Raw genomic sequence first — 14,151 nt, 5'->3', positions numbered from 1 at the left:
AAGTGAGAGCAATCACAAAAGACCCGCGGCCTCGCAGCCCGGCCACCCCTCGGAGAGCACCGTTTTCCAGGGACTGCTCTCTGGAGCGCGGGGCAGGATAAAGCGAACCGCGCCGAAATCGGCGGAACCTGGCACAGTGGAGGGGGAACGGTTGCGTCCCCCACGGCGTTATGTAGAGCGTTGTGTGCGGGGATACGGCGCAAGGAGGGCGAGCGCATGACGTACGACCGATTGGTGTGCGCGAACTGTGCGGCGCCCGTGAGTGAGGGCCGCTGCCCCGTCTGCCGCGCGAACCGCGAGCGACTCCAGCAGGAGAGCCCCTTCGCGGGCCTGAACCCCATGGCACTGATCGCCCTGCTGGCCGTGCTGATCGCCGCACTGGCGCTGGTGGCCCACCAGACGGTGTGAGACGGGCGCGGGCGGTGCGCCCGCCCGTGAGAGACGTCCCTGACACGAGAAGGGCCCGGAGCGAACTGCTCCGGGCCCTTCGTCACACATGTGTCCGTCAGGCGGCGGCACCGCCGCGGCCGCCCGCGAGGCGCGGCAGCATGCGGAAGCCGATACCGCCAGCGATCATCGTGGCGGCACCGATCAGCAGGAACGTGGTCTGACCGGCACCCGTCTCGGCCAGCTCACCGTCCTTCTTGCCCTGCGCCGACGTGTCGGACGAGGTGTCCGAGCCGGTGTCGGTGAGGGCAGAGGAGCCCTCCTCCTGGGTGGAGGAGCCACCGTCGGGGTCGGTGTTGTGGTTGCCGTTCCCGTTCCCGTTCCCGTTGCCGTTCCCGTTGCCGTTCCCGTTGCCCGGGTCGCTCGGCTCGGCGGTCGGGTCGGTGGGCTCCTCGGTGGGCTCCGTGGGCTCCTCGGTGGGCTCGGTCGGCTCCTCGGTGGGCTCCGTGGGCTCCTCAGTGGGCTCCGTGGGCTCCTCAGTCGGCTCGGTCGGCTCCCCGGTCGGAATTCCCGTCTCGGTCGGAGTCGGGGTCGGGTCGTCGAGACCGACGTTCACGCCCACACCGGTCTCGTCGGCGTTGGCGCCCACGCTCAGTCCGCCGACCTTCACGCCGACATCGAGCGCCGAAGCGGCACCCGCAGCGGTCAGCGAAGCACCGGCGGCAATAACCGCACAGGCGGCTATCCGCGCCACACGGATCCGCGTCTTCTTGGTCATCTGCCTGCTACCCCCAGTAGCTGATCGTCAATGGAGCAGCGCCCGGGGCCACGGCGTCACAGGTGGCTTCTCTCAAACCCCCCGGTTCACATGCGCCCCAGAGATACGCATGCCACGCGTTAGCCTTCCCAGTTTTCAAAGCAACGTCAAGGTCGTTGCGCACGCGATGTCCGGATCAACATCATTTGCCTGCCGTGGGGACATGTGACTGTGACGTAAGACCCAGACAACCTACACACAAAAGGCAACTGCCGTCCGATGGACGGCAGTTGCCTTGTCGACAAAGAGGCTTCAATGGGGCACGAATGCGCCCGCCTGTTGCCCGCCTACTTCTCCTGCTGCTTGCGCCAGCGAATTCCGGCCTCCAGGAAGCCGTCGATCTCGCCGCCGAACACGGCCTCGGGGTTGCCGACCTCGAACTCGGTGCGCAGGTCCTTGACCATCTGGTACGGGTGCAGGACGTACGAACGCATCTGGTTGCCCCAGGAGTTGCCGCCGTCGCCCTTGAGGGCGTCCATCTTGGCCTGCTCCTCCTGCCGGCGCCGCTCCAGGAGCTTGGCCTGCAGAACGTTCATCGCCGAGGCCTTGTTCTGGATCTGCGACCGCTCGTTCTGGCAGGAGACGACGATGCCGGTGGGAAGGTGGGTCAGGCGGACCGCGGAGTCGGTGGTGTTGACGCCCTGACCGCCCGGCCCGGACGACCGGTACACATCGACCCTGAGCTCCGACTCATCGATCTCGATGTGGTCGGTCTGCTCGACGACGGGCAGGATCTCGACACCGGCGAAGGAGGTCTGGCGACGCCCCTGGTTGTCGAAGGGTGAGATGCGGACGAGCCGGTGGGTGCCCTGCTCCACGGACAGCGTTCCGTACGCATACGGCGAGTGGACGGCGAAGGTGGTCGACTTGATGCCGGCCTCTTCCGCGTACGAGGTCTCGTAGAGCTCCGTCTTGTAACCGTGCCGCTCCGCCCAGCGCAGGTACATGCGCTGCAGCTTCTCGGCGAAGTCGGAGGCGTCGACGCCGCCGGCCTCGGCACGGATGGTGACGACGGCTTCACGGGAGTCGTACTCACCGCTCAGCAGCGTCCGCACCTCCATCTCGTCCAGCGCCTTCCTGACGGAAGCGAGCTCGGACTCAGCCTCGGCACGGGTGTCCGGGTCGTCCTCCTCCTCGGCCATCTCGAAGAGCACGCTCAGATCATCGATACGCCCGCGCAGCGCCTCGGCCTTCCTGACCTCCGCCTGGAGGTGGCTCAGCTTGCTGGTGATCTTCTGCGCCTCGTCCGGGTCGTCCCACAGGGACGGCGCGGCCGCCTGCTCCTCGAGCACGGCGATGTCTGCCCTCAGCTTGTCGAGGTCCAGGACGGCCTCGATCGACTCCATGGTCGAGGAGAGGGACTTGAGCTCTTCGGATACATCGACGACTGCCACGCCTCCAGCGTAACGGCTACGACAAGCGAGCCTCGCCCCTCGCCCCTACGGAGCCCGTATACCGGGCACCGCCGCAGCTGGGGCGGGGTTTGTTCGCCCCCACCGGGCGGTCACGGGGACGCCGGAGCCGAGTTCTTCGTGTCCGGCGGCGTCGCCCCTGCGTCGTCACCGGACGTGGCGAGCCAGGTGCCGACGCCCACGGCGGCGACAAGGGCGACGGCCGCCGCCGCGAGCGTGATGCGCCGCCGCCGCGCGGAGGCCCGATGCCGGGCCGACCCCGGCCGGGGCGCGCCCGCAGCACGCGGCGCACGAGCCGTACCGCGCGCGCCCCCCGCCAGCTCGTCCGGCCCGGGCACCCGCATCGACGTATGCGTATCCCGGTTCGAGTCCGTCGCGGCCCCCGGCACCAGCGGCACAGCCCCCCGCCGCTCACGCGCCGCGGGAGCGGACGGCTCCGCCGTCTCCTCGTACGCCTCGTCCCCGTCCGCCGACTCCGCGTCCGGCGAGTCCACGTCCAACGGCGGCATCCCCGCCAGCAACGGCAACTGCTCCCGCAGCCGCGCCCCGAGCTCCGACGCCCGCAGCCGCGACGCCGGCGCCTTCGCCAGGCACTGCACGATCAGCTGCCAGAGCTCGTCCGGGATGCCGGGCAGCGGTACGACCGTCTCCGTGACGTGCCGGCGCAGGACCGCCCCCGGGTGCCCGCCCCCGAAGGGCGTGAACCCGGCAAGGAGCTCGTACAGGACGGTCGCCAGGGCGTAGATGTCGACGGCGGCCCGCGGCGGCAGCCCCTCGATGATCTCGGGCGCGAGATAGTCCGGCGTGCCGATGATCTTCGTGGCCCGGGTCCGGCGGGGCGAGTCGATGAGCTTGGCCACACCGAAGTCGGTCAGGAGGGCGGGGTGGGATCCGCCGGGACCCAGCGGGCCCTGCATGTCGAGCAGGACATTCTCGGGCTTCACGTCCCGGTGGACGACCCCCGCGGCGTGCGCGGCCGCGAGCCCGTCCGCGACATCCGCGACGATGGCGACCGCGGCCTCGGGGGCGAGCCGCCGCTCCCGGTCGAGCCGGGTCCGCAGATCGGTCCCCCGGACGAGGTCCATGACCAGCGCGAGGTCGTTGCCGTCCACCACCAGGTCACGCACGGCGACCACATGCGGATGGTCGAGACCGAGCAGCGCCGTGCGCTCCTGCACGAAGCGCCCTACGAGCTCCTGGTCGGACGCGAGGTCCTCGCGCAGCAGCTTGATGGCGACGGGCCCCTCGGGCCCCTCACCCAGCCACACCGTGCCGGCGCTGCCCCGCCCCAGAATCTGGTTCGCGGTGTACCGGCTCCCGATCTTGCGTGCCAAGACTGCTCCTACCGAGACACGTGCTGTCGCTGCTGCGTCATCCCGGGGGCCACCCCCCGGACCCCCAGCCGACAAAACTACGCGCCCGACGAGCCAATCTTCACCGCGGAGACGGAAATCACCCGTCAGATGTCGACAAATCCCCAGAGTCGCGTGCCCCGAAGGGCGGTTGACCCGGCGTCAGTTGCCGGAGGAGCCGCCCCCGCCGAGGTCTCCGATCCACCCGCTGACGGTGTTGTACCAATCCTTCAGCTGGGCGAAGTACCCCTTGCCCGAGCCGATCCAGTCCTGGAGGGGACTGAACTCCCAGATCAGCCAACTCGCGACGAACAGGATGAGGATGGTGAACAGGCACCCCTTGAGGCAGCCGAGCCCCGGGATCTTCATGGGGTTGGCGCTGCGCTGCCGCGGCTCGCGCGACTGACGCGGCGCGGGCTGCTGGGGCTGCTGAGGGGCAGGCGCGTACCGCTGCGGCTGCTGCTGGGGCGCGGGGGCGTACCGCTGCTGGTGCTGAGGCGCGTACTGCTGCTGCTGCGGATATCCGTATCCGGGCGGCGGCTGCTGCTGCCCACGCTGCTGGCGCTGTTGCTGCTGGGGCCGGGCGACCTGCCGCTGCGGGCGCCGGCGCAGCGGATCCTCGTTCGGGTCGAGGTACTGGACCTGCGTCTGCTCATTGCGGTCGCGGGCCGCGCGCAGCTGGTTCTGCCAGGGATGCGGGTCCTCGGGCCGGCCCGGCTGACCCTGCTGTCCGCCCGGCTGGTGCTGCGGCACGGGCGGCATGACGGCGGTCGGGTCGGCCGCGCCACGGTTCGGGAGGACGGACGTGGGGTCGGCGTCTCCGGAGGTGTGCGGCAGCACGCTGGTCGCGGCGTGCGGGTCGTACGCGCCCGCGCCCTGCGGCAGCACCTGGGTGGGGTCGGCCGAGCCGGGCACGTCCGGGACGGTCGCCGGGGCCGGGTCGGGGGCGAGCAGCGCGCCCACACCCTCGGCGGCGGCGATCTGCGCGGCGTTCGCGTGCACACCGACGCCCGCGGCGACGGCGCGCAGCCCGCGCGCGAGGTTCTCGGCGCTGGGCCGCTGGTCCGGATTCTTGCGCAGGCAGCGCTCTATAACGGTCCACAGCGGGTCCGGGACGGTCGACGGGCGACGCGGCTCGGCGCTCAGATGCTGGTGCAGCACCTCGAGGGCGGATCCGCCGGCGAACGGCGGACGCCCGGTGACCAGCTCGTACAGCAGGATGCCCGCCCCGTAGATGTCCACGGCGGACGTCTGCGGACGCCCCTCCGCCGACTCGGGCGCGACGTACGCGGGCGTGCCCACGAATTCGTGGGTGCGCGTGAGGCCCGGGGAATCGGCGAGCCGGGCGATGCCGAAGTCCGTCAGCATCGGATGCATCTCGCCACCGTCCTGCTTGAGCAGGACGTTCGCCGGCTTCAGATCGCGGTGTACGACACCGTCGGCGTGGCTGGCGGCGAGCGCGTCGGCGACCTGGGCGGTGAGGAGGGCGGCGGCCACGGGCGTGAAGGGCCCGTTCTCGCGCAGGTAGCGGTGCAGGTCGGGCCCGTCGACCAGGTCCATGACGAGCGCGAGCAGTTCGCCTTCGACGACGAGGTCCCGTACCCGCACGATGTTCGGGTGCGTCAGCCGGAGCAGTACGGACCGCTCCCGCAGGAACCGCATCACGATGTCCGCGTCGCTCGCGAGCTCTTCCTTGAGAACCTTGATCGCCACGGTTTCGCCGGGCTGTCCGGCCACGGCCGCCTCGGCGCCCGCGGTCTCCCTCTGGCGGGCCCGCCAGACGGTGCCTGTGGCGCCGCGCCCAAGCGGCTCCTCAAGGAGGTACTTGCTCCCTACCGGCCGCACGTCATGCGCTCCCTGTTGCTTGCTTGCCTGGTCCGTCCACCGTGATCACCGTGGTACAGGTGTTCCGACCCAACTGTAGTGCCGTCACACATGGCACTGGGCTGTCCCCTTGCTGTGCTTCCCGTAGGCGCCTGTGGTTCGCATAAGCGCTTACGTACGCCTTCCCATCCGTGTTCGATGGAAAGACGCTCGGTCCGGTCACTTGGTTGCCGAATGGTGGACGTGACCGATCTCAAGCGGGCATCGGTCGGGCACTGGTCAGGCACTTTTACGGGCAGAGCCGACCAATCAAGATCACTTACGGGTGGGGGGCGGGCGCGTTGTCAGTGGCAGGTGCGAGGATGCCTCCAGTACTGGCCGACGTGCCCGTGTGCGGTGGGGGAATCTGCGGTGGGGGACCGCAGCGCAGCCTCGTCCTCGTCGCGGACACCTGCGCGGAAGGGATCGCTGACGGCGATGCAGATCCGGCTGACCGTCGTAGACCCGCTGGGCTCGCCCTCGGAGCCGCGGGGGCGAGCCGCGGCCTGCGATGTGCTGGTCACCGCGCCCGCCGGGACGGCGCTGGCCGCGGTCGCGTCGGGCCTGGCCTCGGCGGTCGGCGGGGACGGCGGCACCTCCCCGGTCGAGCGCAGCCGAGAGCCCGGCGGAGGCCAGGTCGTGCTGTACGCGGGTGCGGAGCGGCTCGACGGACAGCGCTGCACGCTGGGCGAGCCGCCCCTGACGGACGGCGCCGTGCTGTCCCTGGGCGCGCCCACGGAGCCCGGCCCCGACGTGGACGACGGCGCCGCCCAGCTCCATGTGGTCGCGGGCCCCGACGCGGGCGGCGTCCACCTCCTGCACGGCGGCCAGGTCCACATCGGCCGCTCCGGCGACGCGGACGTGCCCCTGGACGACCCCGACGTCTCCCGCCTGCACTGCGCGGTCACGGTCACCCCCGAGGGCCGCGTCTCGGTCGCCGACCTCGACTCCACGAACGGCACGGCACTCGACGGCACCCGCGTCGGCACCCGCCCCGTCCGCCTCGCCCCGGGGGCCCTCCTGCGCGTCGGCGAGTCCGCCCTGCGGCTGGCTCCGCCCGGGGGTACGGGGGCGCTGGGCACGGCGCCGGACGGGGAGGGGCATGTACGCGTGAGCGTGGACGCCGGGCCGGAGAGCGGTGCCCCCGGTGACGGCGGCCCCGCTCGCCCGGGGCCGGCATCGCCCACCGCGACCGTGCCCCCCGCACGCGTGGGGGGCGTCGCAGCCCGGACCCCCGCCGCCGGGCCGACCGACGGCACCCCGGTCCCGCCGTCCGCCGGCGACACACATCACGCCTACGGAGCGGCGGAGTGGGGAGCGGCGGGGGGAGTCCCGGACGCGCAGGAGCACGGGCGGGCCGTACCGCAGACCGCACCCTCGGGCGGGCCGTCTCCCTCGCCGTCCGTCGTGCCGGAACAGGGCGGGGCACCCCGCATCGAGAGCCGTCCGCGCGGCGGCGCCGAACGGCGCGGCGAGCCCGCAGGGCACGGCGAGCCCGCCACGGAGACCGGGGACTCCGCGCGCGCGGGCACCGCGAGCACCCGCAAGGGCACTCCCCCTCGGGGCACGGACGTCCCGTCGGGTGTGCGCAGGCGGGGCGGAATCGGCGCCTGGGCGCGGCGGCTGGCCGGAGGGCGCGTTGGCCCGGCGGGAGCCGATCAGGACCCGTACGACGGCGAGGAAGCCACGGTGGAGGATCCCCTCCCCGCCGCGCCTCAGTCGCCGGAGAGCTGGCCCGACCCCGCGACGCTGCTGCTCACCGCGCTGGGGCCGGGACCGCGGCTGTGGGAGCGCGGCCCCGGGCACCCGGAGGCACTGACGGTGCGGCTGGGCACGGCCGACCGGGCGGCGCCCGACGGCGCGGGCCTGCTGCCGGCGGTGCCGGTGACCGCCGGCCTGCGGGAGGTCGGCGCGCTGGGCCTGGCCGGGCCGCGTCCGCGCCTCGCGGGGCTGGCCCGCGCGGTCGTGGCGCAGTTGGCCGCGCTGCACTCCCCCGACGCCCTCGAAATCGTTCTGATCAGCACGGACCGCTCCCGCACGATGGAGGAGCGCACCGCCGAGTGGTCCTGGCTCGGCTGGCTCCCTCACCTCCGCCCCACGCACGGCCAGGACTGCCGCCTCCTCCTCGCCTACGACCGCGAGCAGGCGACGGCCCGTACGGACGAACTCCTCCGCCGTCTGGAGGACCACCTGACCGAAGCGGGCCGCACACCGGGCAGTACGGCCGCCCGCCGAGGCCCACGTCCCGACGACGATGTGAGGGGCGCGGCCCGGCGGCCGTCCTGGGCACGGGACGACGACGAGGCGGACGGAGCCTTCGACGGGCCGTACACCGTGGTGGTCGTGGACGGGGACCCCGGGGGCGCCGATGTGCGGAAGGCCGTGATGCGGCTGACCCATGAGGGGGCGCGGGCCGGGATCCATGTGGTGTGCCTCGCCGAGGCCCCCGCGGCGTCGCCCGCGTCGCCGGTGACGGAGACGTACGAGGCGGCGTGCGAGGCATCGCCGGCGTTCCGTGAGTGCGGAGCGGTCGCGCTGCTCAGTGGGGACGTGGCCACGGCACTGCGGCTGATGCGGGTCGCGCCGGGCGGGCCTGCCGGTTCCGCCCAGGGCGCGGCCGCACGAAGCACGGCGGCCGACGCCGCGGGGGCCGGGCGGGGTGTGCTCGGCGGGTCTGGGCAGGACGGACGCGGCGGGTCCTCGCGGGGCGGCTCCGCGGACCGCGCGCGCGGCGGCGGGGTTGAGCCCACGCGCGGCGGGACAGCACACGGCGGTCCGACGCACGGCGGCGCGACACCTGGCGGGCCCGCACACGGCGGTCCGACGCACGGCGCGTCGGCGTACGGGGGCCCGACGCATGACGGGCCCCCGCACGCCGACGCCACCCACGGAGGCTCCCCGCGCGCCGGGACCTTCGGGGCGGATGCCGGTTCGATGCGCGGTGGTCACACCCACCTCGGCACCACCGGGTACCTGGCACGCGGCCCCGTGGGCCACGGCACCGTCGCCGCGATCGACGCCGTCTCGGTCGCGTGGGCCGAGCGGTTCGCACGGGCGCTCGCGCCGTTGCGGGCCGACGGCACGCACGGCGACCGGCACCCGCGCGTGTCCGCGCCGCTGCCTCAAGCGGCACGTCTGCTCGACGAATTGGGGCTCGCACGGGCCACCCCGGCCTCGCTGATGGCGCGTTGGGCGGACGCGGCCGACGACCCCGAGGCGCTCGGTGGGCGCGGCCGGGTCGTCCTCGGCGCCGGGCCGCGCGGGCCCGTCGCCGTGGATCTCCCCGCCGAGGGCCCGCATCTGCTGATCGAAGGGCCTTCGGGCAGCGGTCGTACGGAGCTGCTGCGTTCCGTCGCCGCGTCCCTCGCCGCCGCGGAGCGACCCGACCGGCTCGGGATCGTCCTGATAGACGGGTGCGACGGTACCGGGGGCAGCGGCGCGGGGCGGGGCAAGGGGCTCCAGGTCTGTACGGACCTGCCGCATGTCACGACCCACCTCACCGCCAACGACCCCGTACGGATGAGGGAGTTCGCCCAGGCCCTCAGCGCCGAGCTGAAGCGGCGGGCCGAGCTGCTCGGGCGGCTCGACTTCGCGGAGTGGCACACCCGGCGCGAGGTGTCGGGCCGGATCGTGGCCCAGCGTTCGGCCAAGTCGTCGTCGCCCGGGATGGTGACCGGGGCGTCGTCCGGCGCCGGGGATCTGGACGCGCCGCCCAGTTCGACGCTGCGGTTGCGGCCGGCCGCCGCGCGGGAGCGTACGGAGCCGGGGCCGCCGCTCGCCCGTCTTGTCGTGGTGGTCGACGACCTGGACGCGCTGCTGTCGCCCCCGTTGGGGTCACCGGGGAGGCCCGCGGCCGGATCCGTCATACGGGCCCTTGAGGCCGTTGCCCGTGAGGGGGAGCGGCTTGGGGTGCACCTTGTGGCGGCGGCCGGGGTCGACGGGCGTACGGCGGCGTCCGAGCTGGGGCGTTCCGCCGCGGTGCGGGTCGTCCTCGACGCGGTGTCCACGGGGCCGGACGAGCCGGCTCCCGGGCGGGGACGGCTGCTTCGCCCGGACGGGCGGGACACGCCCTTCCAGGGCGGTCGGGTCACCGGGCGCATTCCTCGTACGGCTACCCTGCGCCCCACCGTCGTGCCCCTGGAGTGGCATCGCATGGGCGACCCGCCGGCACGGCGGCCCGTTCGCGAACTCGGCAACGGGCCCACGGACTTGGCGTTGCTCGCCAGTGCGCTGGAGCGGGCGGCTCGGTCGGTGGCCGCGGTCGAGGTGCCGTCGCTGCTTTAGCGTCCGGTGCGGGTGGGTGGGGCCGGGAGGTTTTTCGCCCCCTCCGCCCCTACCCGTCCTGTAACCGGGGGCTGCGCCCCCAGACCCCCTGGTCGTTCTTTTTGTGCGGACCGGTGAGGGCTGGTCGCGCAGTTCCCCGCGCCCCTGACGGGGCGGGGGCGACAACACGTCACGACCCAATCACGATCGCTCACTTGACACGGCAGGCGCTCTTGCCGCCCTCAAGCCCCGGGCGTAGACCAGAGCGCACGGGACAGCGCTCGGACGTTCGACGAGGAACGAAGAACGGGGCAGTGATGCGCAGCAATCTTCGTGTACGCAGGTCGCCCAATCACTCCACCAATCACTCCACACACAGGTCACGCAGAGCCGCACGAGCCGCCGCGGCCGCCGTCATCGCGGGCGCGCTCACACTCACCGCATGCAGCAGCGACAACAAGGACAAGGGGAACGACGGCACCGGCAAGGAGAGCAGCAGCGGCAGTGGCGGCGACACCGTCACCCTTCCCAAGCTCAACGGCGCCAGCCTGGAAATCGCCGCCGTGTGGACCGGCGACGAGCAGGCCAACTTCAAGAAGGTGCTGGCGGAGTTCGAGAAGCGCACCGGCGCGAAGGTCACCTTCGTACCCGCGCAGGACCCGATCATCAACTTCCTCGGTTCGAAGATCGCCGGTGGCAAGCCGCCGGACGTCGCGATGCTGCCGCAGCCCGGGGCCATCAAGCAGGCCGTGGACAAGAAATGGGCGAAGCCGATCGGCGCCGAGGCACAGGCGGAGCTCAGCAAGAACTACTCGCAGGGCTGGCAGGACATCGGCAAGGTCGACGGCAAGCAGTACGGCGTCTATTACAAGGCCGCCAACAAGTCGCTGATCTGGTACAACACCAAGGTCTTCGAGAACGCGGGCGCGAAGGAGCCCAAGACCTGGCAGGACCTCCTGAGCACCGCGCAGACGATCTACGACTCCGGTGTCACCCCGTTCTCCGTCGCCGGCGCCGACGGCTGGCCCCTCACCGACTGGTTCGAGAACGTGTATCTCTCCCAGGCGGGTCCGGAGAAGTACGACCAGCTCGCCCAGCACAAGATCAAGTGGACGGATCCGTCCGTCAAACAGGCCCTCACGACCCTCGCCCAGATCTGGGGCAAGAAGGACTTTGTCGCGGGCGGTGCGAAAGGCGCGCTGCAGACCGAGTTCCCGGCCTCCGTGACGCAGACCTTCACCGGCGGCGACCAGCCGAAGTCCGCCATGGTCTACGAGGGCGACTTCGTGCAGGTCAACATCGCGGAGACGAAGGCGAAGGTGGGCACGGGCGCGAAGGTGTTCCCGTTCCCGACGGTGGGCGACACCGCGCCAGTGGTCTCCGGCGGCGACGCCGCGGTGATCCTCAAGGACTCCAAGGCGGCCCAGGCACTCGCCACCTTCCTGGCCTCGCCGGACGCGGCGACGATCCAGGCGAAGCTCGGCGGCTATCTCTCCCCCAACAAGAACGTGCCGAACTCGGCGTACCCGAACGCCGTGCAACAGAAGATCGCCAAGGCGCTCATCGCGGCCGGCGACGACTTCCGCTTCGACATGTCCGACCAGACCCCGCAGGCCTTCGGCGGCACGCCCGGCAAGGGCGAGTGGAAGGATCTCCAGGACTTCCTGAAGAACCCGACCGACGTCGCGGGCACCCAGGCGAAGCTGGAGAAGGACGCGGCGGCGGCGTACGGCAGCGGGAGCTGATCAGGCGATGACGTCGGCAGCGGCGGCGGAGGTCCCCCCGACCCCCGCCGCGCCCCGCCCGCGCAAGAGTGTGACCGGCACCCGCAAGACCGTGGCAGCCCTCTTCCTGCTGCCGGCCCTCGTGCTGCTCGGCGCGCTCGTGGTCTATCCGATCGGATACTCGGTCGTCCGCAGCTTCTACAACCAGTCCGGCGACGGCTTCGCCGGCATCGACAACTACAAGTCCCTGTTCACCGACGACGGCATCCGCACCGCGCTCAAGAACAACATCATCTGGGTGGTGTTCGCGCCGACGATCGCGACCGCGCTCGGGCTGATCTTCGCGGTGCTCACCGAACGGGTGCGCTGGGGCACGGCGTTCAAGCTGGTCGTCTTCATGCCGATGGCGATCTCGATGCTGGCCGCGGGCATCATCTTCCGGCTGGTGTACGACCAGGACCCGGACAAGGGGGTCGCGAACGCGGTCTGGGTCGGCATCCACGACACGTTCGCCGAGTCGTCCGCGTTCCCGAAGGCCCACCCGGGACGGCAGTCACCACTCGAACCCCGAAGTGGCGGGTTCATCACCAAGAGCCCGGTCCAGGCCGGGCAGTCCGTCACCCTCCCCCTCGTCGGGGTCGCCCCCGACCAGATGCCCGACAGCGCCAAGAAGGCCGTACAGGCCAAGGCCGAGCCCGGCAAGGTCACCGGCACGGCCTGGCAGGACTTCACCCGCGGCAAGGGCGTCGGAAAGCTCGGCCAGGTGGACACGGGTGAGCTCGGCTACGCGGGCATGAAGATCGAGGCCGTCAAGGACGGCAAGGTCGTCGACTCGACGAAGGTGCGCGACGACGGCACGTTCACACTCTCGGACAAGGCTGGCGGGGCCCAACTCCGGCTCCCGGCAAGCAATTTCAAGGAACCGTACAACGGCCTCGACTGGCTCGGCCCGTCCCTGGTCACCCCGGCCATCATCGGCTCGTACATCTGGATGTGGGCGGGCTTCGCGATGGTGCTGATCGCGGCGGGGCTCGCGGGAGTGCCGCGCGAGCTCCTCGAGGCCGCCCGGGTCGACGGGGCGAGCGAGTGGCAGGTCTTCAGAAGGGTCACGGTGCCGCTGCTCGCACCCGTGCTCGCGGTCGTCACCGTCACCCTGATGATCAACGTGCTGAAGGTCTTCGACCTGGTCTTCATCATCGCGCCGGGCTCGGCCCAGGACGACGCCAACGTGCTGGCCCTGGAGCTGTACCGCAAGGGCTTCTCGGAGGACCAGCCGGGCATCGCGAGCGCCATCGCGGTGTTCCTGCTGCTGCTCGTGATCCCGGTGATGTTGTTCAACGTCCGCAGGCTCAGGCGGGAGGTACGGCGATGACCACCCACGCCGGAAGTCTGGCGGAAGCGGAGCCCGCGACGGCCGTGAAGGCGAAGCAGTCCCTCGGCTCGCGGCTGGCGAGCGGGGTCAGTGGCGGGATCCTGCGGGTCTTCCTGCTCCTCGTCGGGCTGTTCTGGCTGGTGCCGACCATCGGGCTGCTGCTGTCCTCACTGCGCAAGCCGGAGGACATGAGCGCGAGCGGGTGGTGGAAGGTCTTCAGCGAGCCCTCACAGCTCACCGTGGACAGCTACCAAAAGCTCCTGGAGAACAGCGACATCACCAACTCGCTGCTGAACACGGTGCTGATCACGGTTCCGGCGACCGTCCTCGTCGTCGTGATCGGTTCGCTCGCGGGGTACGCCTTCGCGTGGATGGAGTTCCCCGGCCGCGACTGGTGGTTCCTGGGCGTGGTCGGACTGCTGGTCGTTCCCGTGCAGGTGGCGCTGATCCCGATCGCCGAACTCTTCGGCAAGATCGGCATCTTCGGGTCGATCATCGGCGTGGTCTTCTTCCATGTGGGCTTCGGCCTGCCCTTCGCGGTGTTCCTGCTGCGGAACTTCTTCGCGGAGATCCCGCGTGAGCTCCTGGAGGCGGCCCGGCTGGACGGCGCCGGTGAACTGCGCCTGTTCGTACGGGTCGTGATGCCGCTCGGCGGCCCGGCGATCGCCTCGCTCGGGATCTTCCAGTTCCTGTGGGTGTGGAACGACATGCTGGTCGCGCTGGTGTTCTCCGACTCGGGCAGCCAGCCGATCACGGTCGCACTCCAGACACAGGTACGCCAGTTCGGCAACAACATCGACGTGCTGGCGCCGGGCGCCTTCATCTCGATGGTGATCCCGCTGGCCGTGTTCTTCGCGTTCCAGCGGCAGTTCGTGTCCGGAGTCATGGCGGGCGCGGTGAAGTAGGGTCGGCGACATCGCACTTGAGGGGCGGGCCGGACACCGGCCCGCCCCTCGTCGTT

Annotated in this window: 9 protein-coding genes; 5 read left to right on the top strand and 4 right to left on the bottom strand. The window is 71.6% G+C overall.

Features of this window, described 5'->3' with window-relative positions; all coding sequences use genetic code 11:
* The first annotated feature begins 216 nt into the window (after positions 1-216).
* Complete coding sequence (locus IEY95_RS05255) at positions 217-408, top strand: hypothetical protein (protein ID WP_028805018.1); 192 nt, start codon at positions 217-219, stop codon at positions 406-408.
* Positions 409-505: 97 nt separating this feature from the next.
* Here the strand turns inward: IEY95_RS05255 and IEY95_RS05250 are convergent, their stop codons facing one another.
* The 4 genes from IEY95_RS05250 to IEY95_RS05235 form a co-directional block, all read right to left on the bottom strand.
* Positions 506-1,165, bottom strand: coding sequence for a hypothetical protein (locus IEY95_RS05250; RefSeq protein WP_189184696.1), 660 nt, complete (start codon positions 1,163-1,165; stop codon positions 506-508).
* Between the two features lie 326 nt (positions 1,166-1,491).
* Entirely contained in the window at positions 1,492-2,598 is a 1,107-nt protein-coding gene (gene prfB / locus IEY95_RS05245) for a peptide chain release factor 2 (protein WP_189184695.1), read from the bottom strand.
* A 110-nt stretch (positions 2,599-2,708) separates the two neighbouring features.
* Positions 2,709-3,950 carry a serine/threonine-protein kinase gene (locus tag IEY95_RS05240; protein WP_189184694.1) on the bottom strand — a complete coding sequence of 414 codons (1,242 nt, stop codon included), beginning with the start codon at positions 3,948-3,950 and terminating at the stop codon, positions 2,709-2,711.
* A 180-nt stretch (positions 3,951-4,130) separates the two neighbouring features.
* Positions 4,131-5,813, bottom strand: coding sequence for a serine/threonine-protein kinase (locus tag IEY95_RS05235; RefSeq protein ID WP_189184693.1), 1,683 nt, complete (start codon positions 5,811-5,813; stop codon positions 4,131-4,133).
* Between the two features lie 456 nt (positions 5,814-6,269).
* Between IEY95_RS05235 and IEY95_RS05230 the strand changes: the two genes are divergently transcribed.
* The 4 genes from IEY95_RS05230 (at position 6,270) to IEY95_RS05215 (ending at position 14,095) form a co-directional block, all read left to right on the top strand.
* Positions 6,270-10,115: an FHA domain-containing protein gene (locus tag IEY95_RS05230; RefSeq protein WP_189184692.1), complete on the top strand. Its 3,846-nt coding sequence runs from the start codon at positions 6,270-6,272 to the stop codon at positions 10,113-10,115.
* A gap of 296 nt (positions 10,116-10,411) precedes the next feature.
* Complete coding sequence (locus IEY95_RS05225) at positions 10,412-11,839, top strand: ABC transporter substrate-binding protein (protein WP_189184691.1); 1,428 nt, start codon at positions 10,412-10,414, stop codon at positions 11,837-11,839.
* 7 nt (positions 11,840-11,846) lie between these two features.
* Positions 11,847-13,190 (top strand): carbohydrate ABC transporter permease, encoded by a 1,344-nt coding sequence (locus IEY95_RS05220; protein ID WP_189184690.1) that lies wholly within the window; start codon positions 11,847-11,849, stop codon positions 13,188-13,190.
* The gene (locus IEY95_RS05215) at positions 13,187-14,095 is read left to right on the top strand and encodes a carbohydrate ABC transporter permease (RefSeq protein WP_189184689.1); all 909 of its coding nucleotides are present in this window, start codon (positions 13,187-13,189) and stop codon (positions 14,093-14,095) included. Before IEY95_RS05220 ends, IEY95_RS05215 begins: the two co-directional genes overlap by 4 nt.
* Positions 14,096-14,151: the final 56 nt, after the last annotated feature.

This window comes from Streptomyces albiflavescens (assembly GCF_014645835.1).
GTDB classification, from domain to species: Bacteria; Actinomycetota; Actinomycetes; order Streptomycetales; family Streptomycetaceae; genus Streptomyces; species Streptomyces albiflavescens.
Note: the sequence above shows the minus strand (reverse complement) of the source record. Positions and strands in the feature narration are given on the sequence as shown.

Bases quoted from the DNA above. Each gene is read 5' to 3' on its own strand.
- IEY95_RS05255 (WP_028805018.1), top strand. From the start codon at position 217: ATGACGTACGACCGATTGGTGTGCGCGAACTGTGCGGCGCCCGTGAGT.
- IEY95_RS05250 (WP_189184696.1), bottom strand. From the start codon at position 1,165: ATGACCAAGAAGACGCGGATCCGTGTGGCGCGGATAGCCGCCTGTGCG.
- IEY95_RS05230 (WP_189184692.1), top strand. From the start codon at position 6,270: ATGCAGATCCGGCTGACCGTCGTAGACCCGCTGGGCTCGCCCTCGGAG.
- IEY95_RS05225 (WP_189184691.1), top strand. From the start codon at position 10,412: ATGCGCAGCAATCTTCGTGTACGCAGGTCGCCCAATCACTCCACCAAT.
- IEY95_RS05220 (WP_189184690.1), top strand. From the start codon at position 11,847: ATGACGTCGGCAGCGGCGGCGGAGGTCCCCCCGACCCCCGCCGCGCCC.
- IEY95_RS05215 (WP_189184689.1), top strand. From the start codon at position 13,187: ATGACCACCCACGCCGGAAGTCTGGCGGAAGCGGAGCCCGCGACGGCC.